This is a genomic window from Paenibacillus sp. 01L418 (genome assembly GCF_056400045.1).
This window is the reverse complement of the sequence record NZ_JBFTSN010000065.1, coordinates 1-18,467: the sequence shown is the minus strand read 5'-3', so window position 1 is coordinate 18,467 and position 18,467 is coordinate 1. Positions and strand designations below refer to the sequence as shown.

16 protein-coding genes are annotated in these 18,467 nt (G+C 46.9%); 2 read left to right on the top strand and 14 right to left on the bottom strand.

Translation table 11 applies throughout. From position 1 onward, the window contains the following. Nucleotides 1–32 precede the first annotated feature (32 nt). The 11 genes from AC1DSE_RS11495 to AC1DSE_RS11445 form a co-directional block, all read right to left on the bottom strand. Complete coding sequence (locus AC1DSE_RS11495; RefSeq protein WP_339207934.1) at nt 33–1,070, bottom strand: BMP family lipoprotein; 1,038 nt, start codon at nt 1,068–1,070, stop codon at nt 33–35. 145 nt (nt 1,071–1,215) lie between these two features. Next, nucleotides 1,216–1,659 carry a MarR family winged helix-turn-helix transcriptional regulator gene (locus tag AC1DSE_RS11490; RefSeq protein ID WP_076270801.1) on the bottom strand — a complete coding sequence of 148 codons (444 nt, stop codon included), beginning with the start codon at nt 1,657–1,659 and terminating at the stop codon, nt 1,216–1,218. A gap of 196 nt (nt 1,660–1,855) precedes the next feature. Beyond that, entirely contained in the window at nt 1,856–2,749 is an 894-nt protein-coding gene (locus tag AC1DSE_RS11485) for an urease accessory protein UreD (protein ID WP_477511684.1), read from the bottom strand. Beyond that, entirely contained in the window at nt 2,749–3,477 is a 729-nt protein-coding gene (gene ureG / locus AC1DSE_RS11480) for an urease accessory protein UreG (RefSeq protein ID WP_477527694.1), read from the bottom strand. Before ureG ends, AC1DSE_RS11485 begins: the two co-directional genes overlap by 1 nt. Nucleotides 3,478–3,502: 25 nt before the next feature. Then, nucleotides 3,503–4,195 (bottom strand): urease accessory protein UreF, encoded by a 693-nt coding sequence (locus AC1DSE_RS11475; protein ID WP_477511683.1) that lies wholly within the window; start codon nt 4,193–4,195, stop codon nt 3,503–3,505. A 42-nt stretch (nt 4,196–4,237) separates the two neighbouring features. Further along, the gene (gene ureC / locus AC1DSE_RS11470) at nt 4,238–5,953 is read right to left on the bottom strand and encodes an urease subunit alpha (protein WP_477511682.1); all 1,716 of its coding nucleotides are present in this window, start codon (nt 5,951–5,953) and stop codon (nt 4,238–4,240) included. Then, on the bottom strand, nt 5,950–6,318 hold the full coding sequence (locus AC1DSE_RS11465) for an urease subunit beta (RefSeq protein WP_477511681.1): 369 nt from the start codon (nt 6,316–6,318) through the stop codon (nt 5,950–5,952). The genes ureC and AC1DSE_RS11465 overlap by 4 nt, the downstream gene beginning before the upstream one ends. 93 nt (nt 6,319–6,411) lie before the next feature. Next, nucleotides 6,412–6,714, bottom strand: coding sequence for an urease subunit gamma (locus tag AC1DSE_RS11460; protein ID WP_441875885.1), 303 nt, complete (start codon nt 6,712–6,714; stop codon nt 6,412–6,414). A gap of 216 nt (nt 6,715–6,930) precedes the next feature. Next, on the bottom strand, nt 6,931–7,899 hold the full coding sequence (locus tag AC1DSE_RS11455) for a D-alanyl-D-alanine carboxypeptidase family protein (RefSeq protein ID WP_477511680.1): 969 nt from the start codon (nt 7,897–7,899) through the stop codon (nt 6,931–6,933). A 96-nt stretch (nt 7,900–7,995) separates the two neighbouring features. Next, nucleotides 7,996–9,090 carry a sensor histidine kinase gene (locus AC1DSE_RS11450; RefSeq protein ID WP_441875879.1) on the bottom strand — a complete coding sequence of 365 codons (1,095 nt, stop codon included), beginning with the start codon at nt 9,088–9,090 and terminating at the stop codon, nt 7,996–7,998. Next, nucleotides 9,080–9,784 (bottom strand): response regulator transcription factor, encoded by a 705-nt coding sequence (locus tag AC1DSE_RS11445; RefSeq protein WP_339207922.1) that lies wholly within the window; start codon nt 9,782–9,784, stop codon nt 9,080–9,082. The genes AC1DSE_RS11450 and AC1DSE_RS11445 overlap by 11 nt, the downstream gene beginning before the upstream one ends. A 242-nt stretch (nt 9,785–10,026) precedes the next feature. Here AC1DSE_RS11445 and ilvD point away from each other — a divergent pair, with 242 nt between their 5' ends. Next, a complete protein-coding gene (ilvD, locus tag AC1DSE_RS11440; protein WP_076270807.1) occupies nt 10,027–11,712 on the top strand; it encodes a dihydroxy-acid dehydratase in 1,686 nt (561 codons plus the stop codon). Nucleotides 11,713–11,888: 176 nt separating this feature from the next. Here the strand turns inward: ilvD and AC1DSE_RS11435 are convergent, their stop codons facing one another. After that, a complete protein-coding gene (locus AC1DSE_RS11435; protein ID WP_477511679.1) occupies nt 11,889–13,280 on the bottom strand; it encodes a polysaccharide deacetylase family protein in 1,392 nt (463 codons plus the stop codon). A 166-nt stretch (nt 13,281–13,446) separates the two neighbouring features. Between AC1DSE_RS11435 and ytvI the strand changes: the two genes are divergently transcribed. Continuing rightward, a complete protein-coding gene (gene ytvI / locus AC1DSE_RS11430) occupies nt 13,447–14,610 on the top strand; it encodes a sporulation integral membrane protein YtvI (RefSeq protein ID WP_441875872.1) in 1,164 nt (387 codons plus the stop codon). 68 nt (nt 14,611–14,678) lie between these two features. Here the strand turns inward: ytvI and AC1DSE_RS11425 are convergent, their stop codons facing one another. Together AC1DSE_RS11425 and AC1DSE_RS11420 are read right to left on the bottom strand one after the other, a co-directional pair. After that, on the bottom strand, nt 14,679–16,742 hold the full coding sequence (locus tag AC1DSE_RS11425) for a peptidoglycan D,D-transpeptidase FtsI family protein (RefSeq protein ID WP_477511678.1): 2,064 nt from the start codon (nt 16,740–16,742) through the stop codon (nt 14,679–14,681). A gap of 208 nt (nt 16,743–16,950) precedes the next feature. Beyond that, nucleotides 16,951–18,467 (bottom strand): methyl-accepting chemotaxis protein (locus AC1DSE_RS11420; RefSeq protein ID WP_477527693.1); only part of this gene is annotated, 1,517 nt, incomplete at its 5' end.

Sequence of the window (18,467 nt, the reverse complement as noted above, 5' to 3'; positions counted from 1 at the left end):
CCGGCTGCATGGGTAGCAGCCGGCCTGTTGTACTATTGAGCTAGCGGATTAACTACTACGATTTTACCAGATTTAATGTCTTCTGCGATAGCTTTTACTTTATCGACATTTTCTTGGCCAATAAACGGGCTAAGCGTTGATTTGCTGTCTCTTGTTACGAAAGTCAAGCCTACGCCGTCTTCTTTCAAGCCGTAGTCTGCAACGCCGAATGCAAAGCTGCCATCAACGAAGCTTTTCACTGTTTCGTAAGCAACTGCATCCGTACCTTTCAATTGTGAAAGCACGATATGCTCTGGATCTTCATCCGTACGGTCTGTATCTTGACCTGAAGTGAAGAAGCCTTTTTCTTTCGCTGCGTCAAACACACCATTGTCGCCAACTGCTGCCATACCTGCGATAAAGTCAGCGCCTTTGGACTGTTGAAGAAGCGCAAGCTCTTTACCTTTAACTGGATCCGTGAAGCTGCCTACATAGTTGATAAGGAATTGCGCATCTGGATTTGTGCTTTTCAGACCTTGTTCAAATCCTGATGTATATTTGCTAAGAAGTGGAGCGTCCATTGCAACGACTGCACCCACAATATTTGTTTTAGTTGCAAGACCTGCAAGTGCTCCCATCAAGTAGGAAGCTTCATGCTCGCGGAAGTTAACGCTGCGAACGTTTGGAAGATCAACTACAGTATCGATAACTGCAAAAGACTTGTCCGGATTTTCAGCAGCCACTTTCTTAAGTGCATCTTCTGCTTGGAATGTTGCTGTAATAATCAAGTCGTAATCTTCAGCTACAGTTGCACGAAGATTTTGTTCAAAACCCGCTGGGTCAGTGGACTCAATTGTTTTCACTTCAGCGCCAAATTCGGAGCCTGCTTTTTTGAAGCCTTCATCCATCAATACAAAAAACTTGTTAACGCCAATTTTTTCGGGCAATACAAGAGCGATTTTTTTCTTGTCCGCTTTGTCGCCTGCACCGTTATTCGCTGCGTTTCCTGGTTCATTTTTGTTAGATCCGCAAGCTGCAACAATCGCAACCATTAGAAACAACGATACCGCCAAAGCAAAAACCTTTTTCATCGTAATCTCCCCTAAACAATTGAATGTATTAATTCCTTTTAATCCTAGTTGTTTTATCGGATTTTGTCAATCTTTTTCGATTCGACAAATTTCTAGTTTATTCTACACTAAATTCATCCACAATAATAATAAAATATGAAATTAGTCACGAATTTGTAACATCCGATTCCATATTACGACTCATTTGCTCAAACAACTGAACACCTTGCTCCATATCTGCTATCGACATGCCATCGAACAGCTTAAGCATCAGCTTCGAGCGTATCGTCTCAATTAAATGGATGATTTCCAAGCCCTCTTCCGTAATTTCGAGCATCACGACACGCCGATCCTTCTCGCCGCGTTCGCGCTTCACATACCCAAGCTCTATCAAACGATCAGCAATTCCAGTAACTCCCCCACTAGTGATGAGCAGCTGCTCAGCCAAAGCTGATGCTTTCTGTGGTCCTGATTTCCCTAAAATAATTAACATTTTTCCATGGGTCATGCCTAAGCCATGCACATTATAGGTGTGCCATTCGGTGTTTATTTGTCTTCTCACTTGACGAAATGATTCGTCCAGCCGCCTCATTAATTCTTGTCTTTCCATATTTGAAGCTTCCAATTGATCACCAACCTATCTACTTTCTTTAGTCCATACTGTTGTTCATATTATACCTTCCCTTTCTTTGTTTAACTAACGTTCTGCACGAAATAAATATGAAACCTTTTTGATTTAGCACAAAAAGACCAACCCAAGGTTGCAGGTTGACCTTTTTGTCTGAAAAAGTATAAAACTGCTTGATCTATCCTTGCAAAAATCGCAGCGGCGGCTTGCCAAGCAGTCCCATTCGCGCAGTCTGCCACAGCTCTTGCATTAATTGCTGCAGCGGCCATGCTGCCGTTGATGCTGCGGACACCGCAACACCGTAACGATAGGTCATAGACGCTCCGCCAATTACTTTATGAGCCTCGGGAGCTTCGAAGCTGTCCAGTTTCTCCTGAAGCTGCTCCAGATGGCTGCTGTTGACACGATCACTGAACACATAAAAGGTAGCCCAGTGCGTCATCTCATCCCAGCTGCCAGGCGCAGTTATAACTTGACTGCCTGGCACTACTCGCTGACGCTGCGAGAAGATAAGCTCTTCACCATAATGAACGGTTAATGAATTGCTGTATGAGCGATAGTCGAAGCGTTCGCCGCGAAGCGTGCGACCTGGACAAAGGACGTCGGCTTGCAGCCAAGCGGACCCTTTTTGCAGTCGAACCTGAGTATCGTTTCGAAAGGCTGCTTCCTTATATAGCATAATGGGCTCCGGCATATGCTCGACGACTGCATCTGCCTCTAGTTCGAACAATTGCTGCATCGAAGATTCACTGTTAGGTAAACTAGGATGCACCTTCGTATAAGATTGGTTCGTAATCATGACATGAGAGTGCTGCTCGGCTGTCCATTCCAGCTCATACCGGTCACCGCTGAGCAGGCCAGGTGAAACATCCATTACGATTACGCCCAGCTGACCATCCAGTGGAAAAGCTTTGGCAATCTTTATCGGAGCGGTATGATATTTATTGCCGATTAACGTTTGACCGAGGCGGCTGGCAAACGTTGCACGCAGTACGGATGTCCTTACCTCTCCCACTGCATTATCCTCGTGCCGAATGGCTGCAGCCTCTGCACTGCTTTGCTCACGCCTCATTAGGAAGCTGTGTGCCGCTTGTCATCAGGTATGCTCGTAAGCTGGATCACATGGGAGTGTTCCGTTCCGCGCGCATGTGCTACCTCATGTGTAAGCCAATTCACAATCTCATCCACGCCATCGCCGCCAAACAAATTAGAGAAAACGAAAGGACGCTCCCCGCGCATCTTAATTGTGTCAGCTTCCATAACTGCGAGACTCGCTCCTACATACGGCGCTAGATCGATTTTGTTAATGACAAGCAGGTCCGAGCGCATAATGCCAGGTCCGCCTTTGCGTGGAATCTTCTCGCCTTGGGCAACATCGATAATATAAATAAAACGATCGACAAGCTCAGGACTAAACGCCGCAGCAAGATTATCTCCGCCGCTCTCAATGAAAATCAGATCCAGATGGTCAAAACGCCGCTCCAGCTCCTCGATAGCTTCAAAATTCATCGATGCATCCTCTCGAATGGCTGTATGCGGGCACCCGCCAGTTTCAACACCGATAATACGTTCTTCCGGCAGCACACCCGTATTGAACAAAATACGAGCATCTTCCTTCGTGTAAATATCGTTCGTAATGACAGCGAGGCTGTATTTGGTATGAAGCTCAYGCGTTAATCGTTCAACAAGCGCTGTTTTTCCTGAGCCTACTGGTCCCCCGATACCGATACGGATCGGCCTTGAGCTGTCTATTGCCGGGCTTTCCCATTCCTGATGCGTATGTCCTTGTCCTTGGCACATTTTTCATTCCTCCATTAATTTATAATTAAGACATAAATAATCGCGAATATAACCTCTCGTGGCGCATCATCGCCATCTCCGCCATCGGCATATTAGAATAGGCTTGTTCCGGATCCGTCGCACGCACGATTTCCAAAGCGTCTGTTGTTAGCGGTATAAGCCTTGCGATCAACGATTGACCCTCCGTCTGTCCCATCGACATCAGCCGCAGAGCGCTGTTGACGCAAGTTACGATGCAAGTATACAAATAGCCTTGGATCGCTTTCTCCTCCGATATGCCAAGCACCCAGCAGGCATAGCCGTGCGAGAGAGGATGGGAAGCAAAACAATTCCCTGCCTTCATTGCTTCCAGTAAAGGCGACCAATCCAGCTGCGGATGTATAGCTGCTGCAAGCTGAAGCAGCCGCCGTCCCATTTTCTCTACGCCGCTGCGTGTTTCTGATGCGACCCTTTGCAAATGAACAATCCGCTCAATCGCCCACACCTTCTCCCAATTCCCTTTTGGCGCATCCCTATATACGGCCTTGATCACCATCGCATCCGAGCTTGCCCAGCTTTGCAAAAGCATGGCTGAGGCATAATCATAGAGCTGAGCAGAACGATTCATACGGCCATCTTGAACCATGGTCTCAAGTCCGAACGAATGCGAGAAGCCGCCGATCGGCAGTGCTGAATCGAGCAGCTGCTGCATAGCCAGCCATTTCATATCATCATTCAATTTTTCGCTCGACCTCCTGTCCTCCATGGCCGCAGCGCGCAGCTAAAATAAGAAATAACGCTGCCCCATCGGCAGCACCTCAGCTGGCTCGCAGGTCACATGCTCGCCATCTACCAGAACATGATAGGTTTCCGCGTCAACCTCAAGCTTAGGCGTTGCATCATTGTGGATCATATCCTTCTTCGTTACGCTGCGGCAGCCTTTTACTGGTTCAATACGTTTCTGCAGTCCGAGCTCCTTCGCAACCCCGAGGTCATAGGCTGCCTGAGATACAAACGTAATCGAGCTGCTAAACACCAGCTTCCCAAAAGAGGCGAACATCGGCCGACCGAACACAGGCTGCGGTGTTGGGATGGAAGCGTTTGGATCACCCATCTGCGCAAATGCGATGCTCCCGCCCTTCAGCACGAGATCCGGCTTGACGCCAAAAAACATCGGATTCCAAATGACAAGATCGGCGAATTTGCCCACTTCCAGCGAACCTACCAGATGAGAGACTCCATGCGTGATCGCAGGATTAATCGTATATTTGGCAATGTAGCGCTTAATACGGAAGTTATCATGCTGTTCATTGTCGGGAAGGAGCGGTCCTCGCTGCTTTTTCATCTTGTCTGCCGTTTGCCATGTGCGGATAATAACTTCTCCTACGCGCCCCATCGCCTGTGAATCGGAGCTAATCATGCTGAATACGCCCATATCATGCAAAATATCTTCCGCTGCAATCGTCTCCGGCCTAATCCGAGAATCAGCGAATGCAACGTCCTCAGGAATGCTGCTGTCCAAATGGTGGCAAACCATCAGCATATCCAAATGTTCTTCTATCGTATTAATTGTAAAAGGACGAGTAGGGTTCGTGGATGACGGCAAAACATTCATCTCACCCGCCGCGATGATGATGTCTGGGGCATGACCGCCGCCCGCGCCCTCGGTATGATAAGTATGAATCGTTCTTCCGCCTATGGCCGCAAGCGTATCCTCAACAAAACCTGCCTCATTCAGCGTATCGCTGTGGATAGCAACTTGAATGTCATACTGATCTGCGGCTTGCAGGCAAGCGTCAATTGCTGATGGTGTTGTTCCCCAGTCCTCATGCAGCTTAAGCCCAATGGCTCCCGCTTCAATTTGCTCAATGAGCGGAGCGGTGAATGAAGCATTGCCTTTACCCGTAAAGCCGATATTCATCGGAAAATGTTCGGCTGCCTCCAGCATGCGCCGCATATGCCACGCGCCAGGTGTAACCGTCGTTGCATTGGTTCCTGTTGCYGGACCTGTTCCGCCGCCGATCATCGTCGTGACGCCTGAGGAGAGCGCCGTTTCAATTTGCTGCGGACAAATAAAATGAATATGCGAATCAATGGCTCCTGCTGTTACAATCTTTCCTTCACCGGCAATAACCTCGGTACTTGCGCCAACAATCATATTCGGGTGCACGCCGTCCATTATGTCTGGATTTCCGGCTTTGCCGATGCCAACGATAAATCCATCCTTTAGGCCGATATCCGCTTTCACAATGCCGGAATGATCGATAATAACGGCATTCGTAATCAATGTATCCAGCACACCCTCATCACGCTGCGCGCCGCTCGACTGCCCCATGCCATCGCGTATAACTTTGCCGCCGCCGAACTTGCATTCGTCGCCATACACCGTGTAATCATGTTCAATCTGTGCCCATAGCTCCGTATCTGCCAGCCGAATGGCATCACCCGTTGTAGGGCCAAACATGGCCGCATAGCTGCGTCGATCCATCTTAGTCATTTACCTTCGCCCTCCCAAGCCGCAAGTCGTTCGCGAACAACATCTGGCAGCCTGCCGTTCTCCGCTTTCCCTTGGCTGAGACCATTAAGTCCATAAGATTGCTTTTTACCACCCAGCTCAACGACGGTTATAGGCTTCTCCTCACCGGGCTCGAAACGAACCGCTGTCCCTGCTGCGATGTGAAGACGCATCCCGAAAGCTGCCTCGCGATCAAACCTCAATGCACGATTCACTTCAAAAAAATGAAAATGAGAGCCTACCTGAACCGGTCTATCTCCAGTATTTACTACAATTAACTGCTTCGTCATTCGTCCGGCATTTAATTCAATTTCACCGTCAGCCGTTCGATATTGTCCAGGTATCACAGGCCATTCTCTCCTCCTCTATAAAGCTGATCGTTCACATACCACTTTCTATATCAAATGAAATGATGCCCATAGCCGTTTTACTTATCGTTATCAAGTTATCGGGTCGTGAATGGTAACAAGCTTCGTTCCGTCTGGGAAAGTCGCTTCCACCTGAACCTCGTGAATCATTTGCGGTATGCCAGTCATGACTTGATCTGCATTCAAAATTTTTGTTCCAAATGCCATTAGCTGTGCAACGGTCATTCCATCACGAGCGCCTTCCATAATTTCAGAGGTGATTAACGCTATGCTTTCAGGATAATTAAGCTTCAAGCCGCGATTCATTCGTCGTCTTGCCAAATCTGCAGCGATCGTAATGAGCAGCTTTTCTTTTTCACGTTCGGTCAATTGCATATACTCACCTCTTTATCTGTATTAKTTTTATTATAAACAGCAAATACGGGTTCKTAAATCATTTAATGTTAGTTTTTGTGACATAAAAACAAAAAGTCCAGAAAAAGCGACTCGCGCTCGTCCTAGACTTAACATGACAATAACACAATTATTGCGATGAGAATAATCGACTATTTTCTGCATCATTCGAGAAAAATAGATTTAACTCTACCTTATTTATCCTACTTTAAAGCCTAGTTTGCTTTGGACATGCCCCATCACGCTCTCCAAGCCGCTTAATTGAAAACCGTATTCAAACAGCTTCCCTGTTTCCGTGAATCGCTGCTCTGGCGTCTTCGCCCCCATAATGACGGATACAAGCCGTTTGCCATCCTGCTTCGCAGTACCTGTAAAGCAATAGCCAGCCTGCACGGTATAACCTGTTTTCAATCCGTCATTGCCCGGAAATGCATACGGCATGCCGCTTAGCATCATGTTTGTCGTCTTCAATCTTTGCGAGGTGCTCGCAAGCTTCACGCTATTGCGGCTGGAAACATCGACTACCTCAGGATACTTCTTCAGTAAATAGGCAGCTAGTGCTGCTGTATCCTTAGCTGACATCATGGTATCCCTGTCTGAGGAAGCAGCTTCGAACGGAAGCAGATCCTCATGGCTTAGGCCCGTTGCATTCGCAAAGACGGTTTGATTGGACAAGTCCAGCTTAGCAGCCCGATTGTTCATTAATTGAACAAATGCAGCCTCACTGCCGCTAACATGCTCTGCAAGCGCTACTGCCGCATCGTTCGCGGAATGAATCGCCATCGCTTCAAAAAGCTCTCTAACCGTATAGGTCTCCCCCGCCGCAAAGCCTATTTGGGAACCTGGCACCTCTGCAGCATAAGCGCTGGTTTTCACTTGTTCTTTCCAATCAAGCGTACCTTCACTTGTGAGATCTAATATGATAAGCTCTGTCATCAGCTTCGACATGCTTGCAGGCGGCAGCGCTTCATTTGCATTTTTTTCGTAGAGCACTTCCCCTGTATTGAGATCTATTAAAATAGCCGAGCTAGAATCCAATTGCAAATCAGCTTTAGATGGGCTGCCTTTTAATGAAATGACGTAAAAGACACTGACGATCACTCCAATTGCGGTTAGAAGCCACAAGATTGTACCTCCACGTTTTCTTCCATACGTTTCTTGCTGCATAAAAAACGATCCCCTTTCACTGTCTCTTCTATACAACCAAGTATAGGAGAGTCAGTTTAAGGAGACCGTAAACAAACCATAAGAAACCCTTAATTATTAATTAATAATCGGCAATGTTATACGGAATGCCGTTTGCTCCGAATCACTCGTAACCGAAATCGTACCTTCATGCTTTTCAACGATGCCTTTGACAATGGCAAGCCCTAAGCCGGAACCGCCAGACCACTGTGTTCTTGATTTGTCTACGCGATAAAATCGTTCAAAAATATGAGGAATGTCCATCATTGGAATCGGTTCACCAAAATTAATAACCTCGATAACGGCTGCACTGCCCTCCAACTGAACAGTCACAACGACCTGTTTGCCGTCTCTGCCGTAATTCATGGCATTCACTATCAAGTTTTCGAATACACGCACAAGCTTGGCTGCATCTCCCTTGATCATGACTGACGTTTTATCTGTCACCAGCTTGCTCTGCATTCCCGCTTCCTCCAGCGGCAAACGAAACTGCACAAGCAGCTGTCCGAGCATTTCGATTAAATTAAAATTCGTTACTTTAAGCGCAGTCGTATCATGCCTCATTCTCGTATATTCAAAAAGATCATTAATGAGGACATTCAGCCGCATCGATTTTTCATAAGCGATTTGAACATAGTGGCGCAGCTCTACCTCGTCTCGATAACGATCCTGCTCAATAAGTCCCAAATACCCAAGCACTGACGTTAAAGGTGTTCGCAAATCATGGGAAACGTTCGTGATCAATTCGTTTTTGGTTTGCTCTGCCTTCCGCTCTTCCACGAGCGCATGATGGAGCCTTCCTGCCAAGCTGTTCATATTGGCTGCCATAGGACCAAATATATTTCTTTTCCGCACTTCGATTTTGTAATCCATATCATAGGTACCGTCAGCAATGCCGCGAACCGTCTTATTCATTTGACCGAGATAATGAAATAAGCTCCACTGGAGAATGATGTAGTAAAAAAGAGACATTACAATGCCCGCAGCACCATACACAAGCCGTCGATCAAACCTATCAATGAATTGATAAAAAACTCTCATTGGCCTTACATTATCGATAAGCCACATTCCGAACCCTAATAGGATATACAGTGAAAAGGCCGCTAGCACGGCGCTTATCGCGATATTCAGCAACGAACGGAAGACAAGCTTTAATGCAATGTTATCCTTCAATTTTATAGCCAACCCCCCAGACCGTGATGATCATCTTATCTCCAAGCTCCTTCTCCAGCTTATCTCTGAGCTTGCTAATATGGACCATTACCGTATTGTTGGAATCAAAATATTTTTCTTTCCACACCTGCTGGAAAATATCCTCCGCACTAAACACGCGACCAGGCTGGCCAGCGAGCAAATGCAAAATGCCGAACTCAGTAGAAGTTAGATGCAGCGGATTGCCGTCTATTTCAGCCGTATGGCTCAGCTTATCGATCCGCAGCGGTCCAAGGCGAAGTTCCTTATCTAGTCGCGCCCCGTTATTCGCACTTGCTTGGCCGCTGTACTGATAGGATCTTCTCAGTAAAGAGCGTACCCTAGCCACAAGTTCAAGCGGATTAAACGGCTTGATCATATAATCGTCTGCACCGGTCATCAGCCCCATAATTTTATCCATATCCTCTGCTTTTGCACTGAGCATTAGAATAGGGACCGATTGATCGCGTCTGAGCCGCCTCGTAGCTTCCAGCCCATCCATATTCGGCATCATGATGTCTAAGATGACTAAGTCAAACGGATCTCGCGCATAAGCAAGCAGCGCCTGCTCCCCGTCATACGCCTTTTCGGTAATAAACCCTTCATTTTTCAAATAGATCTCTATAAGATCGGCAATTTCCCGCTCATCATCAACAATTAATACTCTTCTTTCCAATTTTAAGCGCCTCCTTATTCATCTTCAAATTATTCTCATCGTTACCAATGAGCATACTATACATGAATAACCTGCATCATGTCCTATTGTTTCACGGAATATCACAATGTTTAAGCCATTTTTAATGTTTTTTTAACATTTATTTGCGAAACGCCTTTCGGCCCTCCGTTATAGCCAACGCCTGTCCGTTGTGATAAAATCGAGAGTATTGATATTTTAATAAGCATATAGGGGGAACTTACATGGCGGCCAAAAGAATGCGTTCAGACATGATCAAAAAAGGATTCGACCGCGCACCGCACCGCAGCTTGCTTCGCGCCGCAGGCGTAAAAGAGGAAGATTTCGACAAGCCGTTTATCGCGGTTTGCAACTCGTATATTGATATTATTCCTGGTCACGTTCATCTACAGGAGTTCGGCAAGCTCGTTAAAGAAGCGATCCGTGAAGCTGGCGGCGTTCCTTTCGAATTTAACACAATCGGCGTTGATGATGGTATTGCAATGGGTCACATCGGTATGCGTTATTCACTTGCCAGCCGTGAAATTATTGCCGATTCCATTGAAACAGTCGTAAATGCTCACTGGTTTGACGGTATGGTTTGTATTCCGAACTGTGACAAAATTACACCGGGCATGATCATGGGCGCACTTCGCGTCAATATCCCGACTATGCTTGTAAGCGGCGGACCTATGAAAGCCGGTAAAACATCCGATGGTCGTTCGATTTCACTCTCCAGCGTATTTGAAGGCGTAGGCGCTCACCAAGCTGGTAAAATCAATGACGATCAACTGATGGAGCTTGAACAATTCGGTTGTCCGACTTGCGGCTCTTGCTCCGGTATGTTTACGGCAAACTCCATGAACTGCTTGGCAGAAGGCATGGGACTTGCAATGCCTGGTAACGGCACGATTCTTGCTGTTTCTCCAGAACGCAAAGAGTTCGTTAAAGACGCTGCTCGCCAATTGATGAAAATCATCGAGCTAGGCATCAAACCTCGCGACATTGTTACAAAAGATACAATCGACAATGCATTTGCTCTAGATATGGCAATGGGCGGCTCAACAAACACAGTTCTTCACACGCTAGCAATCGCGCATGAAGCTGGAATCGAGTACCCAATTGAGCGTATTAACGAAGTAGCTGAACGCGTACCGCATTTGGCAAAAATCGCTCCTGCATCCGATTATCACATTGAAGATGTGCATAATGCAGGCGGCGTAAGTGCTGTCCTTAATGAGCTATTCAAGAAAGAAGGCGCATTGCATGGTGACTGCATCACCGTTACTGGCAAAACGCTGCGTGAAAATGTTATTGGCTGTGAAATTCAAGACACCGATGTTATTCATACCATCGACAACCCGCATACAGAACGCGGCGGTTTGGCTGTACTATTTGGTAATCTGGCTCCACACGGCGCTATTATCAAAACAGGTGCAGTTGACAAGTCCGTTGGCGGCTACCACAAAGGTCCTGCTATCTGTTTCGATTCCCAAGACGAAGCGCTTCACGGCATCGCTAACGGAAAAATCAAAGAAGGTCATGTCGTAGTCATTCGTTACGAAGGACCACGCGGCGGCCCTGGTATGCCAGAAATGCTTGCACCAACTTCGCAAATCGTAGGTATGGGACTCGGCGCTAAGGTTGCCCTCATTACAGACGGACGTTTCTCCGGCGCATCTCGCGGCATCAGCATCGGCCACGCTTCTCCTGAAGCAGCTGAAGGCGGCCCTATCGCTTTCGTACAAGACGGCGATATCATCGAGATCGACATGAACAACCGTACGATGGATCTTCTTATTAGCGACGAAGAGTTCGAGAAACGCCGTTCCGAATGGAAAGGCTTCGAGCTGAAAATTAAGCGCGGCTACTTGGCTCGCTACGCTCACCTTGTTACATCTGCCAGCACGGGCGGCGTAATGAAAATGTAGTTATCGCCTTCAGCATCCTCTGGATGCTGAAGAAGCTTTGAGCAAAAAATATAAGGTAAGTTAGAGGAAGTGATTTCCTTCCTTATATTAAAACAAAAGGAGTGCAGGCTGGAAACAGCCTGCACTCCTTTATTTATTTAACATTCATTTGGATAAATGTCTTTTATATCTCAACATTAAATCGCTGTTGTTTTTGTACCTAACTGCGCAGCTTCGTCGGCTGCTGCGTTTAAAGTTCTCTCTACTGTCTGGCTTATATCTTGAATCATGTTCAGCTGTGCCGTTGCATAGGACCTAATCGTTGCGACGGGCATTAACAGCATACGCGGCGAGATCAGTTCTCTTTTCTTCTTGCTCTGAGAAGTCTGCTTCGTGTTCGTTAATACTTTAATCAATACACGCAAGTACACACGCGATGATCTGGCAAACCAGCCCTCAGGCAGCTGAAATATTTCAAATCCTAATCGATCAGCCCCGCGATGGATCATTGTAACCCCATATACCGCTTTGATGTCATTCGCATCTGTATCTTCAGCAAGCTGATTTGCGAGCAGCGGAAGAGCTTGCTCCACTTCACGCAGCATGCGAATACCTGTAGCTACAGGGGATTTTGAGGTTGCTGCAATCATCGACAATTTCTTGTTGTCAAAATGCAGTTCTGCAATACGGTCTCCCTTTGAGACGCGTCCTCCCTCTGCTAATTCAATGTCCTGGCCAGTGTATGTGGTCACCCGGTAATGAAACGCTGCATCCTTCACATCTCCTACGGTCTTCAGACGGAATACGACGTGAAACAGACGCTCCCATGTCAGCCAAAGCGATATCATCGATTTCTTCAAGAGTGATGTATGAGCAGCACGCGCTGCTTCAGATCGCTTCATCATTTCTTCAATGCCAACAAAGCGGAAACCTTGCTTCGTACCTTCTTCTAAGTAAGCCTCAAGTGCCGTAAGCATATTTCTCGGTGCATCCTTGTCCGCCCCAAAGGTCATGCCACAATCATGCAGCAGAATGACTTCACCTGGCCGAAGCTTTTTCATCATCCGGTTTTTCAATCGTTCTGACCCTAAACGAATCCGCCAATCACCGAACATTGCCGACCACAAAATAATTTGCAAATGGCCTAAGTTCGCATAATCGAATACATTTACGATTCCCCATGGCGGGCGATAATAAGTCGATCGCAATCCTGTAGCTTGCTCAATAATGTCAAGCGTACGATCGATTTGGCGCTTAACCGTCCTCGGACGCATTAACCAGTTCGATTTGTGAACGTAATTATGGACACCAATATTGTGACCCTCATCCTTCATCCGCTTCAGCAGCTCTTCTTGTCCCTCAGCATGTGAGCCGACAACAAAAAAGGTTGCCTTCGCATTGTAGCGGGCAAGAAGATCGAGCAATTGCGGCGTATAAATCTCATCTGGCCCATCATCGAACGTTAAAGATATTTCGTTTCCCACACGGCCCTTCTTAAAAACACGAAAGCCAAAAGTACGGCTAATGAGGCCAGGAAGAAACGCATAGAAGGATGCTACGTATAATCCCCATAACAGCAAATTTTCCATTTTGTTTTCCCCACCGTTATATGATTTAGTCGACGAATAAATAGCGGTACAAAACAACAACAGTAGTATTAATTGTAGCATAACGCAATTAAAAATAGGCATCTTTTTAAAAACTATAGTACAATCTTTATGGAAATATGAATATGGAAAAAGAAGGAGAAACATTATGCTGCCCTTTTACAAAAAGTATTGGCGAACCGCCTTTGACATCGCACTCATTGCACTAACTGTCTATTTAATTATGTTTTCATTCAGCTATTTGTACCGAATCGCAACGCCTATATTTTTATCCTTTCTCATTTTCTTATGTATCGAGCCGCTGGCAAGGCGTCTAAATAAGCTTGGCATGAAAAAATCGATCGCTTCCGGCATTTCGATTCTGCTATTCACTTTAATTTTACTTACCGCCTTCTCAGGCGCTGCTTATCTAATTACGAAGCAAGGAACTGAGCTCGTTAACAACTTCCCGAAATATCAAGAAATGCTCGCTGTTCAAATCGCTAATCTGACAGAAGAGGTGCAAACCAGATTTGGGAATCTGCCCGCAGATTTGGATTTGGTTCAGCGCTCCAAAGACCTCATTGAAGGTGCTTCTTCAACCTTGGCATTGTTTGGAAAGACTGTACTGCTTAGCATCATCGGGTACGTCACATCCTTCTCAACTTTCATCTTTAATTTTGTAGTCGGGATTATATTAGCTTATTTCTTAAGCATCGAAATTACGACTTGGAAAAAGACGGCCGAGGACAAAACGCCAAACACCTTCAAAACGGCATTTTTCTTCCTTAGAAACAATGTATTTAAAGGAATCGCGTTATATATTAAAGCGCAAGCCAAGATGATTAGTATCACCTTTGTCGTTATTTTGATCGCGCTCCTTCTGCTGCGCGTAGAAAATGCTTTTGTCATAGCAGTCGTATCCGCTATCTTCGACATTTTGCCGCTGCTAGGCGTAGGCACTATTTTTATCCCATGGATTATTTACTTAATTATTGTCGGCAAAGTCTCGCTTGCCATTTGGCTGTCCGTCCTCTTTCTCGCAGTTGTGCTTACACGCCAAATTCTTGAACCAAAAATTACAGGCGACTCCTTAGGCGTATCCGCCTTTACAATGCTCGCTTTCATGATTGTATCCTTATCGCTTTTTGGCGTCGCAGGTGTCATATTATCACCTATTCTTATGATCTTAATCAAAGCGCTGTATGATCAAGGGTATCTCCACCGCTGGATTCATGCTCCGCAGGGGGAATACGACAACCCTCCGGACAAGCCGGACGACGCTGATAGTATATCGGTGAAAATAAATAACAAGGACATCAAGGAACAATAATACGCAAATAAAACAGAGCCACCCCATTGCAAACGAACGTTGATTCGTCTGCAATGGGGTGGCTCATTTTATTTGGAATGGCGTGCGGCGATATCCATGACGCCGCGAAAGAGCTTAGTCGCCTGGTGCGAGCTTCCAGGCGGCTTGTTCTCCACGAGGACGGCTACCGCGTATCGTGGAGCTTTGACCGGGCCGTAGCCCGCAAACCACTGGTGGTTGCGGGCGATTCCGGCCTGAGTCGTTTCGGCGGTGCCGGATTTGCCGGCAATCGCCCACAGCCCTTGGCGGATCGATCGACCGGTTCCATGGTCGACGACCGCCTGCATGCCGCGCAGCAGCGCATGCGCCGTGGCCGGTTTAATCCGGCCACGGATCGCTTGCGCGCGCTGCGCGGGCAGCTTCACCATCCGCTGGCCGTTGGCATAGCGGATTTCACTCACTAGGCGCGGCTCCATTACGCGCCCCTCATTCAGCAGCGTTACAATCAGATTTGCCGCTTGCAGCGGCGACATCCTTACATCACGCTGCCCAAGCGCGCTTTGCGCGAGCACGCCGCCATCGACGCCATCCAGCATGGCTGCTTCTTCCCGCGCTTGCTGCGCCGCGTCAAACTTCCCGCTCCGCTTCTCATTACGCTTGCCATTACCACTGCCATTACCCTTGCCACTGCCATTAATACTGCCATTACCGTTGCCATTTCCATTCTCATTGTCATTGCCACTGCCATTCTCATTCTCATTCACATGCCCATTCCCAATCTCATGTTCACTCTCGTGCTCATTCTCACCCATCTCAACGCCGTTATTCCAAGCGAGCTTACTCTTAACGGCTGCAAACAGCTGTCCGCGATCTTCCTCCTCAAGCAGTCTCAGAGGCGATGTAAAGGGGCCAAAAGCTTCATCGCGATGCCAGCCCGCTTGCTGCCCTATCCCGAGCAAACCCGCGGTCCGCTTCAACTGCCTAGCTTCAAGCCGCTCAGCCAGCGTTGCAAACACAATATTGCATGATTGCGCCAAGCCCTCTTGGAGTGTCAAGCGGCCGTGTCCACCTTCCTTCCAGCAGGATAAGCCATATTTGCCGTATTCACCATTGCAAAAAAACGTTTCATGCTGATTCACTACACCCGCTTCCAGCGCAGCTGCTTCCGCAACAAGCTTGAACACAGAGCCGGGAGCGACTGCCTTGATTGCATGATTAGCCCACTCGCTGCCGTCGGAGCTTTGGAACTGTCCTGGCTTCAATTGCGGCCGTGATACCATCGCTACAATATCCGCATTGCTCGCATCCAGCACAACGATTGCTCCCTCTTGCAAGCCTTGTGCATCCACATACGCTTCGATTTCGTTTTGCAGCTGCAAATCAATCGTCGTCATCGCTTTAAGAGGATAATATCGATTGCCAGGCTGCGTAATCCGCATATCAAGGCCGTGCATAGGAGCATTACGTCCATCCAGGAAGTAGGAAACAGAAGTAGCCCCTACTCCATGCAGCAGCTTGTCCAGCGATTTCTCAAGACCCGACCCGCCAACCTGATCTACTAGCTTTCTTTTGCCACTTACGAGATCTTCCGCATGGTTAGTCTGCAGCCACTCAGGATGCTGGCTTGTAAAGCCAATCAGATGCTTCGCATCAAAATCCGGCAAATAGCGATTGCGATAAGGAAGCACACGTATACCGTTTAGCTCAAGTTTTTTTAGGCGGGTAATTTGATCATTTGTCAGTCGCAAAGGCGCTTGCATCCCATCAGCCTTCCAAAACACAGGCTCTCGCACAGCATCCCATTTCTGCTGCAGCTGCTCCGTGGTTACGCCTAGTAAGCGGCTAAGCTCAGCTAAACTCTTTTCTTGACCACGTAGCTCTGCCCGTACGGGAAATAAGGCAACGGCCGAGTAAGTTTCACCTGTTATCGGTTTTCCATAGCGATCATAAAAGTCACCTCTGCCTGTGTCCAGCACCAAGTTTCGTTGACGCTGCTGAACTGACAGCCGTTGCCATCCTCCCCGGTTTGCCAGTGGAGAAAGGACCGCTGAAGAAGAGCTTCCAGGGATCAATTGAATCCAAGCTAAGCGGCCAATATAAAACATCATTATTAAACTAATGAAACAAGCAGCCATAGTTATTCGTTTAATCATGTCCTGTTCTCATCCTGCGAAAGCTCCTTTTTAATGCTGCCTAATGTTTAATGAGCGCTGGAATCGTTGTTATACGTTCATTATCTCCTTCCGCGGCTCTCCTTCAAACATCCATTCTATTTTCTACAACAAAAAAAGAGCTGTTCAGCATTAACTGCCTGAATAGCTCTTCCTTCAAAATTATCAATTTAATAGGATACCGTGATTGCTAATTAATTTTAAATTTAGAAAGTGAATCCTTGAGCTCACGAGACACCGTATCCAGCTTCTCCGACAAGCGCACCATACCGTCGCTAATGCTTAACTGTTCTGTGCTAAGTGATGCGACTTCTTCTGATGTAGCGGAAGATTCTTCAGCTACTGCACTCACGTTAGTCATCGCTTCGCCTAATACGACTTGCGATTCATCCAATTGCCCGATTGAATCCGTAACAAGATCCAGCTTCTTAACTAGTTCTCCCATTTGGCCAGAAACGGTTAAGAAAATTTGATTCGCTTCTTTTACAGAACCGATTTGCTCTTGGAATAACGGATAAGCATCGGACAAAACATGAACGGTCTCGTCAATCTCGCCTCTAATTTTCTCCGTGATTTGACCAACAACGTCAATGGATTGGCGGCTTTGATCCGCCAGCTTGCGAATTTCATCGGCAMCGACCATAMAGCCTTTTCCTGCTGCGCCAGCGCGAGCAGCTTCAATCGTCGCATTCAATGACAAGATGTTCGTTTGCTTCGTTAAGCTGTTGAGCACGTCTAGGATTTTTACGATTGAGCCCGTGCTTTCCTTCAAAGCATCAACCTTCTCTACCATAGAACGGGTCATTTCTTCTGTCATGCTCGTTTTTTGAATAAGTACGCCCATATAGTTTGTTCCTTGCTCACTTGCCTTCTCAACGGCTTGCGCAGAGTTCACCATTTGTTCGTTGGCTGCAATAACTTTTTTCATTTGAACATCGATGTTTCCTGTAAGGTCAGAACCTCGCTCCGCTTCAACAGCCAAGCTTGTTGCTCCTCCCGCGATCTCCTCTGTTGCGACTGCAATCTCCTTAGCAGAAATAGCTGTTTTCCGAGAAGCATCTCCGAGCTCAGTAGCTGTAACCAGTACATCCTCAGCTGATCTTGTCGTCTGTACTGCAAGAGCAGTTATTTGTGTCATCATAAGATTAAAGCTGTCGCTTAGCTCACCAATTTCATCTTGGCGTTTTTTCATGACAGATCGTACGGTCAGGTTGCCGCTTGCTCCTTCAGTCATTAGGTTGCGAAGCTTAACCAGTGGCTGTGCAATCGTCATAATTACGAGAATACCGATTGCAATTGCAATAAGTGCTGCGATAACTACCGTAATCCATGTCAAATTTTGAATCGCTTTAGCATCTTTTACTAGTTCTTTTACCGGTACCGTGCCTAGCAGCTTCCAGTTCATCGTTTCGAATGTTTTGTATGTAGCCAAAACCTCAGCACCGTTTGTCGTTTTCATTTTCGACGAATCCTCAAGCGCTTTATCGCCTTCGGTTGGGAATGTAATACTCGCTGGCTTGCCTACCAATTCTGGATCATTATTTGTAATATATTCACCGTTTGCATTCACGATTGAAAGCTGGCTTCCTTCACCAAGGTTAACTTCTTCGAAGCGTTTCGCAAGCGTCGAGGCTTGCACCTCCAGCAGCAGTACATAAGATGCTTCACTTGAAGTTATATCTTTAATGAGTCGACTCAAGCCTATAG